This is a genomic window from Burkholderia sp. 22PA0106 (assembly GCF_047497155.1).
GTDB lineage: Bacteria > Pseudomonadota > Gammaproteobacteria > Burkholderiales > Burkholderiaceae > Burkholderia.
Window position 1 is genome coordinate 857,774 of the sequence record NZ_CP163162.1, and the last position, 13,326, is coordinate 871,099.

The following is a 13,326-nucleotide window of genomic DNA, read 5'->3' on the forward strand; positions in this document are numbered from 1 at the left end:
CGTGTCGAATCAAGCCATCCAGTATTCCGTCGAGCAATTCCTGTATCGCAAGTCCGAGCTGTGCGATCTGCAGCAATGGGACGAATACGTCGCGCTGTTCGACGAGAACAGCGAATACCACGTGCCGCAATGGGATTCCGAGCACGAATACACCACCGACCCGAAGCGCGGCATGTCGCTCGTCTATTACGCCAATCGCGGTGGCCTGGAAGACCGGGTGTTCCGTGTGCGTACCGGCAAGTCGGCGGCTTGCACGCCGATGCCGCGCACCATGCACCAGATCACCAACGTACGCATCGCACCGGCCGAAGGCGGTGCCGACGGCGAGATCGAGGTGAAGGCGAATTGGGCGACGTTCTATGCGCGTCATGGCGTCGCCGAGCATTTCTTCGGTCGCGCGACCTACCGGCTGCGGCCCGATGGCGAGAGCTGGAAGATCATGCGCAAGCACGTGCTGCTGCTCAACGACACCATCAACGCGGTGCTTGATTTCTATCATCTGTAAGCGGAGGGACGCGCGATGAGTCATAAGGTGGCCTTCAATTTTGCCGATGGAAAAACCGTGTTCTTCGATGCGCGTCCAGGCGAAATCCTGCTGGATGCCGCGCTGCGAAACGGCATCCAGATTCCGCTCGATTGCCGCGAGGGCGTGTGCGGCACCTGCCAGGGGCGCTGCGATTCGGGGCTCTATACGCAGGACTACGTGGACGACGAGGCGCTGTCCGCCGACGATCTGGCGCAGCGCAAGATGCTGTCGTGCCAGACGCGCGTGCAATCGGACGCATCGTTCAGCTACGATTTCGATTCGACGCTGTGCAGCGCGGCCGGCACCGAACGCTTGAGCGGGCGTGTCGTGGGGGTGCGTCAGGTGTCGGAGACAACCGCGATCCTGCAGGTGGACGCAAGCGCCCATCAACGCCGGCTCGATTTCCTTCCGGGTCAATATGCGCGCCTGAACGTCCCGGGCACGGATGCATGGCGTGCCTATTCGTTCGCGCATTGCCCGAACGACGCCAACCGCTTGCAGTTCCTGATCCGGCTGCTGCCCGACGGCATGATGAGCCGGTATATCCGCGAGCGTTGCGAGGCGGGGCAGACGATCGAATTCGAGGCGCCGTTCGGGGCGTTCTACCTGCGTCACGTCGAGCGGCCGATCGTGATGGTGGCCGGCGGTACCGGCTTGTCGGCGTTTCTGGGCATGCTCGACCAGTTGGCGGCGAACGGCGCCGGGGGGCAGCCGGTTCGGCTCTATTACGGCGTCACGCACACGCGCGACCTGTGCGAAATCGAGCGGATCAAGGCCTATGCGGCGAGCATTCCGCAATTTTCGTATGAAATCGTCGTCATGAAGCCGTCGCCCGAGTGGCAGGGCAAGACGGGCCTGATTCCCGATCACCTGCCGCGTGCGTCGCTGATGGCGGCGCCGTTCGATATGTATTTGTGCGGGCCGCCGCCGATGGTCGAAGCGATTCGCGGCTGGCTTGGCGAGGCCGGCATCGACGATGTCCGGCTCCACTTCGAGAAGTTCGGGGAAAGCGGGAGTGTGCATCAGGCAGCCTGACCGGCCCGCCGATACGCATTTATTTCCAGCCGCAAGTTTCGGCTAACATGCCAGGATTGGACGAACGACAGACGACGCCATGGCTCCCCCTCTCGCCATCGATGGTCACGGCATCCATGCCACGCGGCACGACTTCGAAGGCGCACACGACTGGATGGCGCATATCTGCGGCCCGCACGGGCTGCAGGTGAGCCGTCCCAACCGTGTCCAGTTCAATCACTCGGGCACCGTGCTGCGCTCCATGGCGACCACGCTCGGCTATGTCGAATACGGCACCGACGTGACGATCTCCGTCGAGGACGGCGAGCCACTGAACTGCTACAGCATCAGCCTGCCGCTGATTGGCCAGCAGGAGCTCGCGGCGCGCGGGCGCACCTGGCTGTCGGATGCCGACAAGGGCGTGATCCTCTCGCCACATGAAACGCAGGCGCTGTCGATCGGCGGCAATTGCCGGAAGATCATCATGTCGGTGCCGCGCGCGGCATTGCGGCAGGTGCTGGAAGGCCTGTTGCAGCGCCCGTTCGCCGACGCGATCACGTTCGAGCCGGAGATGAGTGCGGCGGCCGGCGAGCCGGGCGCCTGGTGGCGCATGGTGCGCTTCCTGACCGACGAAATGGAGCGCTCGGGCGGTTTGCTCAATCATCTTCAGATGGCGGGCGATCTCGAGCAGGCCTTGCTGAAGGGCCTGCTGATCGCGCAGCCGCACAACTATTCCACCGAACTCGCCGACGTGCTGCGTCCGACCGTGCCGCATTACGTGCATCTGGCGCGCCAGTTCATCCAGGCGCACGCCCGGGAAGACGTGACGCTGGAAGACATCGAGCGGGCCGCCGGCGTATCCCGCCAGAAGCTGTTCGCCAGCTTCCGCCAGCACGTCGGGCAGGGGCCGATGGCCTGTCTGAAGCGCTATCGGCTGGAGGGCGTGCGCCGCGACCTGGTGAGCGACGGTTCGGCACGCAACGTGTCGACCATGGCGCTCGCCTGGGGCTTCACGCACCTGGGCCGGTTCTCGGCCGAGTACAAGGCGCTGTTTGGCGAAACGCCGTCGCAGACGCTGAAGCGGCGAGGGTAGGCCGCCAGGCGGCCCGACCCAGAGCCGGCACGCTTGGCGGGTGAGTGCTCAGGCGGCGAACTGGAAATTCAGTTCTTCCTTGATGCCCAGTTCCGTGACCAGTTTCTCCAGCCCCGAATAATCGCGCGACAGCTTCGACTTGCTGGCGTCGCGTTTGCAATCTTCGAGCATCTCCGCGTAACGCGGCACCTGCAGATGTCGCAGGATGCACTCCCATGCCGAATAGTCCTGCGCCCAGAACGCATCGAGCGCAACCGGCAGGTAGCTGCGGAACAACGCACGCTGCGCCTCGTTCAGTTCCCCGTAAAGCGGCTTGGAGATTTCGGCCAGCAGCGCGGCGTGCGCATATTCGTCGCGATTGTGCAGCGTGGTGATCAGGCTGTGGAACGGCTGGATGGTCGAATCGCGCGCCATCAGTTCCAGATAGGCGTTGATGCTGATTTCCGACACGATCGCGAACACCAGCACTTGCAGGTCGCGTTCCCAAGGGTCCTGCGTCTGCGCCTGCAGGCGTTGCAGCGCGCGGTAGGTCACCGAATCGGGGAATGCGATCTCGTAGTCGATCCCGCGCATCTTTTTGGTTCGTTCGATCGCCATCATGTGCATCAGCGAATGGAAATGCTCGTCGATCAGCGAATGCTGGATCTGCTGCTGCACTTCCGGCTCGGAGCCGCACGGAAAGCGGCCGGCCACCAGCAGCGCGAACGCCGGGTTGGCCACGCGCTCTTCCGCCGCGATGGTGCGGCGGTTATAGACGATCCACGCCCAGGCCAGCACGGCTTCGCGGGTCTTGTCGGATACCGCGGCAAACGTCGGGTGATCCCAGAACGGCACCATGTAGGCGGGGTAATCGGGGGCGGTCGAATCGAGCGGGGCATTCGCCAGTTGCTCGAAGAAATCCGAGCGAACGGTGGCGCGCCGGGGCCACGCCGTGCCGAGCCGCTTGACGAAGTCGAGATTGAAAGCGTAATCGATGGTTTCCATTTTCTGTGTCCAATAGAGCGATGATTCGGATAACGAAGTTGGCGGCCGAAGCAGCCGGGCCAGGGTGCGTCACGACGTCGACTTCTCGAGATTGACGGTGCCGGCCGACGCGGCGGGTGAGGGGCGCGGGTCGAGCCGGTCGACCGGCACGGCCAGGCGCGTGATCAGGCCGGCCAGCAGGAACAGGCCGATCAGGAGCGCCCAGCCCCAGGTGCCGGCCGTCAACACCACGCCGGTCATCAGGATCGGCCCGACGATGCGCTGGATCGTATCGCCGAGGCTGAACATGGCCAGATAGCGCCCGCGGCTTCGCTCCGGCGCCATCTCGTACGACAGTTGCCAGCCGGCGACCGAATGCAGGTTTTCGCCCACCGTCAGCAGCAGCAACGCAATCGTCACGCCCACAATCACCACCGGCAGCGCGTGGCCCTCGGCGAACGCGAAGATCAGGCAGGCCGAGACCAGCAGGCCGCTGGCGATGATCCAGAGCCGCAGCGAGGCGCGCACGCCCTTGGCATAGCTGGACAGATGCACCTGCATCAACACGGTGAGCACGGTGTTCACGGCCAGCACGAGCGACGACACGGAAGCCGGCGCGTGCGCTTTCTGCACGATCCAGAGCGGGATCAGCACCAGCAGGATCGAGTCGTGAAGCGCCATCAACGATTCGCTCAACGTCACGAGCATGAAGCGGAGGTTGCGGAACGGCGATTCGGCGGCGGCCGGAGCCGGAGCCAGAGCTGCGGCTTGCGGCGTAACCGGCTCCGGCACCTCCTGACGCTGCGCGGGTGCCGCCAGGCCGGCCGTGCGCGCGACGCCCGCGATGCAGCGGGCGAAGATCAGGAACGACAGGCTGTTGACCAGGAACAGCGCGGTGAAGGCGGCATGCGAATGCATGGCCTGCACCACGCTCGCCAGCAGGAAGCCGGCCGTGACGCCGACGTTGCGGATCGCCCGGATCGACGCCATCGTCCGCGTGTAGTCGTGCTGGCCTTCCACCTGCCCGACCACCACCTGCATCAGCGGCGGCGCCGCGCGATCGCATGCGGTCAGCAGGCAGGTCAGCAGCAGGTACGGAATCGGGCTGGCCACGAACGCGTAGCCCGCGTAACCGGCTGCCCGGATCACCAGCAGGACGATCATCACGCGCGCCGCGCCGAACCGGTCGGCGAGCTTGCCGATCGGCACCGGGCTCAACAGGCCGCACACGTTGGCGGCTGCCAGCGTGGTGCCGATGAACAAGGCGGGAATCCCGACGTTGGTGACGAAGAACAGCGTGGCGGCCGCCATGAACATGCCGCTGCCGATGGAATCCACCGTGGCGCCGGCCGCGATGATCCTGCCGTTGCGGGTGGCGGGCAGCACCATCGCCAGCATGCCGTGAACGCGACGCATCATGACGTTTCCTCCTGGCACAGGGTGGGGATCTCGACGGGCGCGTCGGCAAATGTCGCGCCGAGCTTGCTCAAGGCACGTTGCTCGCTCGCACCTTGCAGGCCGACGGCAGTGTGAAGCGCATCGGCGTGGCTGCCGTGAAAGCGGAACAGGCCCCACCGCGGCTCCATTCGGCAGCCGCGGTGGTGCTTGGCCTCGTAGGCGGACAGGCCGTAGTAGATGCTTCGGATTCCTTGCGTCATCGCCCAGCGCATCGCCTCGTAATAGGCGACGGGGAAATAGCAGCTGCGGCCGTTCTCGTCGAAATGAAAGCCGCCGGTGCGGGCATACAGGCGATCGTGCGAACGCAGGTACAGCGCGAAGCCGTCGATGTGCTCGCCCTGGTGCGCGCTGATCACGACGCAATCGTCGCCGAACGTTGCGGCGATCAGGTGCAGGTCGCGGCCGATCCGCTCGGCGTCGCCGGGCAGGCCGTGCTTGATGCGCAGCGCCGCCTGAAGCGCGATCAGCTCCGGCGTGATCGCGTCGGCGCCGGTGTGCACGCGCACCTGCCACGCGCCGGCCTCGAACTCGGCCAGCTCGCGCTGGATGTTGCGGCGGCGATTGCGGTTCAAGGTGTTCAGGTAGGCATCGAACGACGGGACCTCGGGCAGATCGAGGATGGTTTCCGCGCCGATTACCGCCGGCTGGAAACCCTGTTCGCGGGCAGCGCTGCCGACGTCCGACAGTTCCTGCGTCGACAGATAGAGCGCGCCGCAACTGCGGCAGCCGAGCTCCGTGGCGGCCTGGCGAAGCAAGCCGGGCAGCGCGGCCAGGATCTGCGCACGGGCGGACGGCGGCAGCCCGTCGGCGAACACGATGCCCGGATGCGCGCCGAACGTGGCCAGCGCCAGCGAGGGGTATTGATCGGCGCGCAGCGCGGGCAACGCCTGGCGCAGCGACAGATACGCGGCCCGCTCGGCGTCCGACAGCCAGTCCGGCACGCCGAACGCGTTGTCGTTGCCGGTCATCTTGGGCAGGTCGTAGAACGGCAGGCCGGTTTCCGCGCTCGCCAGCAGCAGCGGCGCGAGCGCGGCCAGTTCGCCATGGCGTTCGATGCCGAGGTAGCGCACCTGATATTCCTCGGTGTGCTCCACGTAGCGCCACCACCGATGGTCGTCCCAGACGATGGCCGGGCGGCGCAGGGCCGCAAAGGTGGCGTCGGTCGGCCGCTGCTGCGCGGTCAGGATGCGGGCGGCGATGGGCACGCTCATGACGATTCCGCCCAGGTCACGGCGGATTCCATCAATGCGCAGGAATCCGAAAGGCGCGCCAGCAGCGCCGGCTCGTCCTGCCCGGTCACCAGCCAGGTGGCCACGAAGTCGCCCGATTTGCGCGTTTCGTAGCGCTGGCCCGACCAGTCGTCGCCCAGCGTCACGAGGATCTGCAGGCTCTCGATGCCCGGCAGCGTGTCGGCCGGCAAGCCGCGCACCACGCCGTTGCGCGGCGGCAATCCGAAGTTCGCGACCAGCGGCGATGCGTCGAGCTCGGCCCGGATGCCGGCCAGATCGACCGGCAAGCCGCATGCGATGCGGCACCACAGCTCGCGCGGATCGAGCCCGAGGCAGCGTTGCAGCATCGTCGGGATCGGCGTGCCCGCCACCCGGCTCGCGATTTCGCAGAACACGATGTCGCGCTCGGGCGTGATGAAGAATTCGGCGTGCGCGATCAGATCCGAGGTGGCCGGCAACGCGTCCACCACGGCCCAGCTTGCCTCCACGAGCGCCGCGTGGCGCCAGTCGTCGCGCGCCAGCGTGTAGCTGCCGCTGCCGGAATCGGTCCAGTGCGCGAGGCAGCCTTCGCCGGTATAGGCGGACGGAATCGCGAAGACGCGCTCGCCGTCGATCTTCAGCAGATCGACGTGAAAGAAGTCGCCGCTAATAAACGCTTCGGCTTCGTAGGCGACGGTGTCCAGCGGCAGCGCCAGGCCTTCGAGATCGGACGGCCGCTCGACCAGCACGACGCCGGTCGAGCCCGACGCGCTGCGCGGCTTCAGCACCACGGTGCCGGGGCAGCGCGCCATGAAGTCGACGATGTCGGCCACGGTCTCGACCGGCGCGAACTGCGGCACGCGCACCGGGCTGCCGAGCAGATGGCGCTTCATGACCACCTTGTCGCGATAGGCGCGCGCGCTGTCGGGGCTCTGGCCCGGCAGGTTCAGTTCGGCGCGCAGCAGGGCCGCGCGTTCGATGTCCACTTCGGCGAGCGCCACGATGCGGCGGATGGTGTGCCGCTGCATCAGCGAACGCGCGGCGGCCAGGACTTCGGCGTCGTCGGCGTAGTGTTCGACGCGGGCGATCTCGTGGAAGCCGGCCGCGACCTCGGCATCGCGAGGCGCGATGCCGAGGAGTTCGTCAGCGCAATCGTGTAGCCATGCCGAATAATCGAGATGCGCTGTCCGGGGACTGAGGAGCAGAAGGATCATGAGGATTGAGCACCGATGTAAATGAATGACGAGGTGTCCGTTGCGCAGCCGTTCTCGCCGCGTTCAGCGGCATGTCCAGCCGAGAAAGACATGCGGGCCGATATCGGGCATCTCGTACGGCGGCCCGTATTGCCGGAATCCCTCGCGCAGATAGAAGCCTTCGGCGCTCGTGCGGGCGTTGCACCACACGAACGCGCCGTCGTTGCATGCCACGAAGGTAAGGATCTGCCGCAGCAACGCCGCGCCGATTCCCGTGCCGCGCTTCTCGGGGTGGCTGGCCATGCCGCGCAGCCGCCAGGCCTGGCCGGGCGGCAACGGGCGCGGCACGCGTTCCTCGGGGGGCAATTCGCGGTAGATGGAGGCGATGCCGACCAGTTGGCCGCCGTCGAACGCACCGAAATGCAGGACGTGAGGATCGTCGTCTTCCGGATAGCGGCAGGCCTCGATCGGCTGTTGCGGCCGCAGGACGCGATGCCGCAACGGCAGCACCTGCTCGCCCGAAATGGTTCGGACAACGTAAGCCGGGCTGTCGTCGTCCGGCACGAAGCCGCTGCCGGTGCGTGCCGGCAGCGCGAGCCGGCCCGCTTCGTCCAGCGCGACCGACGTGCCGCTGTCGACGGCCAGCAACGCGATGCTGTCGATATCGAGGTAGTCGACCAGTGCGCCCAGATGCGCCGTGACGGCCACGCCCGCCGACGATTCGGGCATGCAGCCGAGCATGGTGCGCAAGCCCCTGGCCTTGGCCTGCTGCAACAGGCGCAGCCCGGGCGTGAGGCCGCCGGCCTTCATCAGCTTGAGGTTGACGCCGTGAAAGGCGCGCGCGCACGCATCCAGGTCGTCGCCGTTGACGAAGCTCTCGTCCGCGTAGACCGGAATGGGCGAGCGTTGCCTGAACGCCTCGGCGGCCGACCAGGCGTCGCGCGCGAACGGCTGTTCGATGGCCACCACGCCGTGGCGTTGCAGGCTCGGCAAGGCGGCGATCGTGTCGTCGAAGTTCCAGCCGCAATTGCCGTCCACCAGGAACGGTGCATCCGTGGCGGCGCGCAGCGCGGCGAGCGTATCGAGGTCGAGCGGGCTGGCCAGCTTGATCTTGTAGGCGGACCAGCCCGGCCGCTCGCGCAGCTTGTCGAGCATCACGGCCGGCGTGTCGAGGCCGATGCTGTAGGTCGAGCCGGTTCCCGAGGGGTCCTGAACGTTCAGCGCGCGCCAGAGCGGCAACCCCAGCAGGCGCGCGCGCAGGTCGTGCAGCGCGCAATCGAGCGCGGCGAGCACGAACGGCGAACCGGCAAGCGGCTGCGCAAGCTGTTCCCATGCCTGCTCCGGATGCAGCGGATCGAGCTGCGCGAGCAGCGGCGCGACGCCGCGCAACGCGCCGCTCATGGCGTCGAGCGACGAGTTGTAGCTGTCGGTCATGAAGGCCGACGCTTCACCGTATCCGGTATGCCCGCCCTGGCTCAGTTCGACGATCAACGCATCCTGAACGGGAATGGCTTCGCGTGCACAGCGCCAGAGGTGCTTGTCGACCAGTCGAATTTGACGAACGCACAGCTTCATCACGATGTGAATCTCCGGTAATGCCGAGCGAAGGGAGCGACGCCGGCCTCAGTTGATCCAGTAGCGCGTCAGATGGCGCACCGGGTCGGTGTACTGACTGCGTGCATGCATCAGCCGCCGGTTATCCCAGATCAGCACGCTGCCTTCGGGAATCAGCACCGAAATCATGTTGTCGAGAAAGAACGCCTCGCCTTGCAGGGCGATCCGCGCCAGCGGGCCGGCGTCGTCGGCGGCGCTTGCCGCCGCCATGTCGGACTCCGAAGGGTTGACGTCGCCGAAGCGGAACAGGTTGTAGCTGAACCGGAACACCGGCTCGCCGTTCTCTTCGCGCATCATCGGCGCGTCGTGCTGCCTGCGCTGCGTGCTGCCCGGCTCGGTGGTCGCGCTGAACGCGATCGGATGCGTTCTCGCCCACTGTTGCAGTTCGGGGGTCAACGACTTGAAAAAGGCGAACCCGTCCGACAGCAGGGTTTGCCCGCCGCCGCACGCCGCCTGCCGGTGGCAGTGCAGGGCCAGGTATTTCGGCGGCGGATCGTAGACGGGCGCTTCGGTATGCGGCCCGATGCCGTTCTTGCTTTGCGAGTAGGGCAGCGCGTCGAAGCCGGGCTTGTACGTGACTTCGTAGGTTTCCAGGCCGTTGAACTGCGGGATGAACACCCCGAAGCGGCGCAGCGTGCCGGGCACGTCGTCGCGCAGCAATTCCGGTTCGAGCACGGTCCACCCGTGCTCGCGCAAGGCGTCCTGATGCTGGAGCAGCATCGTCTCGGTTGCGTCAAACGTGTCGCGATGGTTCATGGCTGATCTCGTCGGTATCAGGATGGGTTGCGCACGGCCGCGCTGTAGGCCTCGATCAGCGCCTGGCAGATTTTTCCGGGCACGAAATCGTGCGCATCGATCCGGCGCACCGGCGTGACTTCGGCGGCCGTGCCGGTAATGAAGCACTCCTCGAACGCGCCGAGCTCCTCGGGCAGGATGGTCCGCTCGATCACCTCGTAGTCGAGCGCGCGGGCCAGCGCGATCACGGTTTGCCGCGTGATGCCGTTCAGGAAGCAATCGGCCACCGGGGTGTGGATCCGGTTGCCTTGCGTGAAGAACACATTGGCGCTGGTGGCCTCGGCCACATGGCCCCGCCAGTCGAGCATCAACGCATCGTGAAAGCCGTTTTCCTCGGCCTGGTGCTTGGAGAGCGTGGCGATCATGTAGTGGCCCGACGCCTTCGCTTCGTAAGGACTGCTCGCGGGCGGCGGCCGCCGCCAGGCCGCGGTCTGCATCGTGATGCCGGCCATGCGCGCGGCCGGGTCGAAATAGCTCGGCCATTGCCAGCAGGCGATCGCCATCTTGATGCTGTTCTTGCGGGCCGAGGTCGAGATCATCTCGCTGCCGCGCCATGCCACCGGCCGTACGTAGCCGTCCGCGATGCCGTTGCGTTGCAGCAGCTCGGCCGTCACGGTCTCGATCTGTTCGCGGGAGTAGGGGATCGCGAAATCCATCAGCTCGGCCGAGCGGAACAGACGGTCGGTGTGCGCGCGCAGCTTGAACACGCGCCCGTCATACACGCGCTCGCCTTCGTAGACGCAGCTCGCGTAGTGCAGGCCATGATTGAGGACGTGGATGTTCGCGGATTTCCATTCGACGAACTCGCCGTTCAGCCAGATCCAGCCGTCGCGAAGATCGAATGGCAAAGCTTGGGTCGTGCTCATGCTTCCTCCGTCAAATGCAGCAGTTCGTTCAGTTCGGGCAAGTTCAGGTGCTTTGCTTCGCGCAGCAGCACCTCGGTTTCTTCGTCCGATGCGGGAATCCCGTCGCTCAGGCGCGTGGCGCGGATGCGTTCCTGCGGATCGCCGGCCACCAGCACCTGCTGGCCGTCGCGGGCCGGGGTGGCGCGCACGGCGTCCATCAGGCGGGCGACTTCGCTCTGGAAGCGGGCCGGTTCGATGAAGGCGCCCACATCGATGGCGATCATGAAATGGCCGATCTGGCGGCCCGTGTCGAAGCGGCCGGTGTCGAGATGTTCGAGCTCGTGATCGAGCGGCATGCCCGACAGCACGCAGCTCAGGATCTGCACCATCATCGCGAGCCCCTGGCCCTTGTAGCCGCCCAGCGGCGCGAGCGACACGACTTCGTCGGGGCTTTCGGTGTAGTCGCCGTGCTGGTCGAGCACCCACCCGAGCGGCAGCCGGATGCCGTTCTTTCGGTAGTGCTTGATTTGCGAATAGGAGATCTGGCTGGTGGCCATATCCAGCACGAAGTTCCGGCCTTCGCCCGCCGGCGCCGCAAAGCACACCGGATTGGTGCCGAACATCGGCCGCTTGCCGTTGAACGGCGCCATGCGGGCCGCCGCGCTGGTGGTGACGAGCGCCGCCATGCCGCGCGCCGCGATTTCGCGGCCATAGACGGCCGCCGCGCCGAAGTGATTGGAGTTGCCCACGGCCACCGCGCCGATGCCGTGCTCGGCCGCCAGATCGGCCGCGAGCCGCGCCGCGTGCGTGCCCGCCACGGTGCCGAGCGCGCGGTCGGCGTCGAGCGTGGCGATGCCGCCGCGCCGGCGCAGCACCTTGAACTCGGGCGCGGCGTTGCTGCGGCCTTCGTCGAGTTCGCGCAGGTAGAGCGGCAGCAGCCGCAAGCCGTGCGTGTCCACGCCCGTCAGCGAGGTTTCGATCAACGCATGCGCGAACCAGTGCGCATGCTCGGCAGACACGCCGCGGCGCAGCGCGGCCTGGACGCAAATGCTGCGCGCCTTATCGGATTTCAGGTAGTTCACGGGTGGACTCGCGGTGAGGGGGCCGGGGATGGAGCGTGTCGCGTTGCGCGGCGGGCACGATGCGATGAACCGCATGAGCCGGGTGCCGCGCAGGTTTGTGCTCCGCTTGCAGTTCTTTCTCGAAGAAGAAATTCGCCTCGCCGAAGGCCGGCACGAGATCGTCGAGCCAGGTCGCGTGCTCGTCGAACTTGGCGAAGAACGGGCGGCGCACCCAATCGGGGTTTCGCGCCTGCAGGAACTGCAGCGCGAAGACTTTCTCGCCGGCGATGGTGGTGATGCCGTCCACCATCACCTTGCCGGGGAACGCGCTCATCGACGGGCCGCGCACCGTGCGCGACAGCCCCGACACGCGTTGATAGGCCGACTGGAAAATTTCGTAGGCCTTCGCCAGCGGCACCTCGAAGTAGTGGCTCGGCCCGGTATCGCGCTCGACGAACATGTAGTACGGAATCGCGCCGAGGCGCGTGCCGGTGGTCCACAGCTCGACCCAGTCGTCGGGGTTCTCGTTGATGTTGCGGATCAGCGGCGCCTGCATGCGCAGCGTCGCCCCGGAGCCGGTAATGCGCTTGACCGCCTGCTGCGCGATGGGCGAGCGCAGTTCGGCCGGGTGGTTGTAATGGCCCATGATCGCGAGGTTCTTGCCCGACGCCACCACCTTTTCGAACAGGCGCAGCAGGTCGTCCGCATCCTTGTCGGTGACGAAGCGGTGCGGCCAGTACGACACGGATTTGGTGCCGATCCGAATGTTGCGAATGTGTTCCAGCTCCGGGATCAGCAGCGGCTCGATATAGCTCGCGAGCGAGCGCGTGTTCATGACCAGCGGATCGCCGCCCGTCAACAGCACATCGGTGACCTCGGGGTGACGGCGCAGGTAGGTGACCAGTTCGTCGGTTTCCCGGGCATTGAATTTGAATTCCTCCATGCCGACGAACTGCGCCCAGCGAAAGCAGAACGTGCAATAGGCATGACAGGTTTGCCCGGCGCTCGGGAAGAACAGCACGGTTTCCTTGTATTTGTGCTGGATGCCGTGCAGCGGCACGCCGTCGAGCGTCGGCACGTTGTGCGTCATCTGCCCGGCCGGATGCGGATTCATGCGGCGGCGCACGGCCTCGACGCGCGCCTTGAGCGCATCGCCGTTGCCGCTGTCGATCAGGTCGCTCAAGGATGCGTATTCTTCCCCGGACAACATGTCGGGATGCGGAAAGATCATCCGGAACATCGGGTCGTCGGGAATTTTTTCCCAATCGATCAGATCGCGTAATACATATTCGTTGGTGCGGAATGGCAGCACTTGCGAAACCACGCGGAGTGCATCCTGCATTTCGTGCGGCAATCGCTTCCAATAGGAAGACTCGCGAAACAGCTTCGCGGTATATGCCTTGAACTTTTCAGGCTCCAATTTATTTCTCCATCAGCATTAATGTGTTGTTCGCACCGGTAGCTGGATGAGTCGAAAACGTGGTTCTGCGATAAACCGCTGGCGAGCCACGGCAATGACGCAAATTAAAAAGACAACAGTTCTCCCTTCGCTCGAT

12 protein-coding genes are annotated in these 13,326 nt (G+C 65.9%); 3 read left to right on the top strand and 9 right to left on the bottom strand.

Going from position 1 to position 13,326, the window contains the following annotated elements:
* Position 1: 1 nt before the first annotated feature.
* The 3 genes from antB to AB4850_RS03750 all read left to right on the top strand — a co-directional run bounded on the left by antB (position 2) and on the right by AB4850_RS03750 (position 2,633).
* Positions 2-505, top strand: coding sequence for an anthranilate 1,2-dioxygenase small subunit (gene antB / locus AB4850_RS03740; protein ID WP_414441263.1), 504 nt, complete (start codon positions 2-4; stop codon positions 503-505).
* Positions 506-520: 15 nt separating this feature from the next.
* Positions 521-1,561: an anthranilate 1,2-dioxygenase electron transfer component AntC gene (gene antC, locus AB4850_RS03745; RefSeq protein ID WP_414441264.1), complete on the top strand. Its 1,041-nt coding sequence runs from the start codon at positions 521-523 to the stop codon at positions 1,559-1,561.
* Between the two features lie 79 nt (positions 1,562-1,640).
* Positions 1,641-2,633, top strand: coding sequence for a helix-turn-helix domain-containing protein (locus AB4850_RS03750; protein WP_414441265.1), 993 nt, complete (start codon positions 1,641-1,643; stop codon positions 2,631-2,633).
* A gap of 48 nt (positions 2,634-2,681) precedes the next feature.
* On the opposite strand, the gene AB4850_RS03755 is transcribed toward AB4850_RS03750, so the two are convergent.
* From AB4850_RS03755 to AB4850_RS03795, 9 genes are all read right to left on the bottom strand, one after another.
* Positions 2,682-3,617 (bottom strand): diiron oxygenase, encoded by a 936-nt coding sequence (locus tag AB4850_RS03755; RefSeq protein WP_414441266.1) that lies wholly within the window; start codon positions 3,615-3,617, stop codon positions 2,682-2,684.
* 69 nt (positions 3,618-3,686) lie between these two features.
* Positions 3,687-5,015, bottom strand: a complete 1,329-nt coding sequence (locus tag AB4850_RS03760) for an MFS transporter (RefSeq protein WP_414441267.1) — start codon at positions 5,013-5,015, stop codon at positions 3,687-3,689.
* Positions 5,012-6,265: a GNAT family N-acetyltransferase gene (locus AB4850_RS03765; protein WP_414441268.1), complete on the bottom strand. Its 1,254-nt coding sequence runs from the start codon at positions 6,263-6,265 to the stop codon at positions 5,012-5,014. Before AB4850_RS03765 ends, AB4850_RS03760 begins: the two co-directional genes overlap by 4 nt.
* Positions 6,262-7,476 (bottom strand): ATP-grasp domain-containing protein, encoded by a 1,215-nt coding sequence (locus AB4850_RS03770; RefSeq protein WP_414441269.1) that lies wholly within the window; start codon positions 7,474-7,476, stop codon positions 6,262-6,264. The genes AB4850_RS03765 and AB4850_RS03770 overlap by 4 nt, the downstream gene beginning before the upstream one ends.
* A gap of 63 nt (positions 7,477-7,539) precedes the next feature.
* Positions 7,540-9,030 carry a GNAT family N-acetyltransferase gene (locus AB4850_RS03775; protein ID WP_414441951.1) on the bottom strand — a complete coding sequence of 497 codons (1,491 nt, stop codon included), beginning with the start codon at positions 9,028-9,030 and terminating at the stop codon, positions 7,540-7,542.
* A gap of 48 nt (positions 9,031-9,078) precedes the next feature.
* The gene (locus AB4850_RS03780) at positions 9,079-9,825 is read right to left on the bottom strand and encodes a TauD/TfdA family dioxygenase (protein ID WP_414441270.1); all 747 of its coding nucleotides are present in this window, start codon (positions 9,823-9,825) and stop codon (positions 9,079-9,081) included.
* A gap of 17 nt (positions 9,826-9,842) precedes the next feature.
* Positions 9,843-10,730: a branched-chain amino acid aminotransferase gene (locus AB4850_RS03785; RefSeq protein ID WP_414441271.1), complete on the bottom strand. Its 888-nt coding sequence runs from the start codon at positions 10,728-10,730 to the stop codon at positions 9,843-9,845.
* Complete coding sequence (locus AB4850_RS03790; protein WP_414441272.1) at positions 10,727-11,791, bottom strand: Ldh family oxidoreductase; 1,065 nt, start codon at positions 11,789-11,791, stop codon at positions 10,727-10,729. Before AB4850_RS03790 ends, AB4850_RS03785 begins: the two co-directional genes overlap by 4 nt.
* Positions 11,769-13,112: a KamA family radical SAM protein gene (locus tag AB4850_RS03795; RefSeq protein WP_414441273.1), complete on the bottom strand. Its 1,344-nt coding sequence runs from the start codon at positions 13,110-13,112 to the stop codon at positions 11,769-11,771. The genes AB4850_RS03790 and AB4850_RS03795 overlap by 23 nt, the downstream gene beginning before the upstream one ends.
* Positions 13,113-13,326: the final 214 nt, after the last annotated feature.

Coding starts and splice junctions, on each gene's coding strand:
- antC (WP_414441264.1), top strand. CDS start 521: ATGAGTCATAAGGTGGCCTTCAATTTTGCCGATGGAAAAACCGTGTTC.
- AB4850_RS03750 (WP_414441265.1), top strand. CDS start 1,641: ATGGCTCCCCCTCTCGCCATCGATGGTCACGGCATCCATGCCACGCGG.
- AB4850_RS03755 (WP_414441266.1), bottom strand. CDS start 3,617: ATGGAAACCATCGATTACGCTTTCAATCTCGACTTCGTCAAGCGGCTC.
- AB4850_RS03760 (WP_414441267.1), bottom strand. CDS start 5,015: ATGATGCGTCGCGTTCACGGCATGCTGGCGATGGTGCTGCCCGCCACC.
- AB4850_RS03765 (WP_414441268.1), bottom strand. CDS start 6,265: ATGAGCGTGCCCATCGCCGCCCGCATCCTGACCGCGCAGCAGCGGCCG.
- AB4850_RS03770 (WP_414441269.1), bottom strand. CDS start 7,476: ATGATCCTTCTGCTCCTCAGTCCCCGGACAGCGCATCTCGATTATTCG.
- AB4850_RS03775 (WP_414441951.1), bottom strand. CDS start 9,030: ATGAAGCTGTGCGTTCGTCAAATTCGACTGGTCGACAAGCACCTCTGG.
- AB4850_RS03780 (WP_414441270.1), bottom strand. CDS start 9,825: ATGAACCATCGCGACACGTTTGACGCAACCGAGACGATGCTGCTCCAG.
- AB4850_RS03785 (WP_414441271.1), bottom strand. CDS start 10,730: ATGAGCACGACCCAAGCTTTGCCATTCGATCTTCGCGACGGCTGGATC.
- AB4850_RS03795 (WP_414441273.1), bottom strand. CDS start 13,112: ATGCAGGATGCACTCCGCGTGGTTTCGCAAGTGCTGCCATTCCGCACC.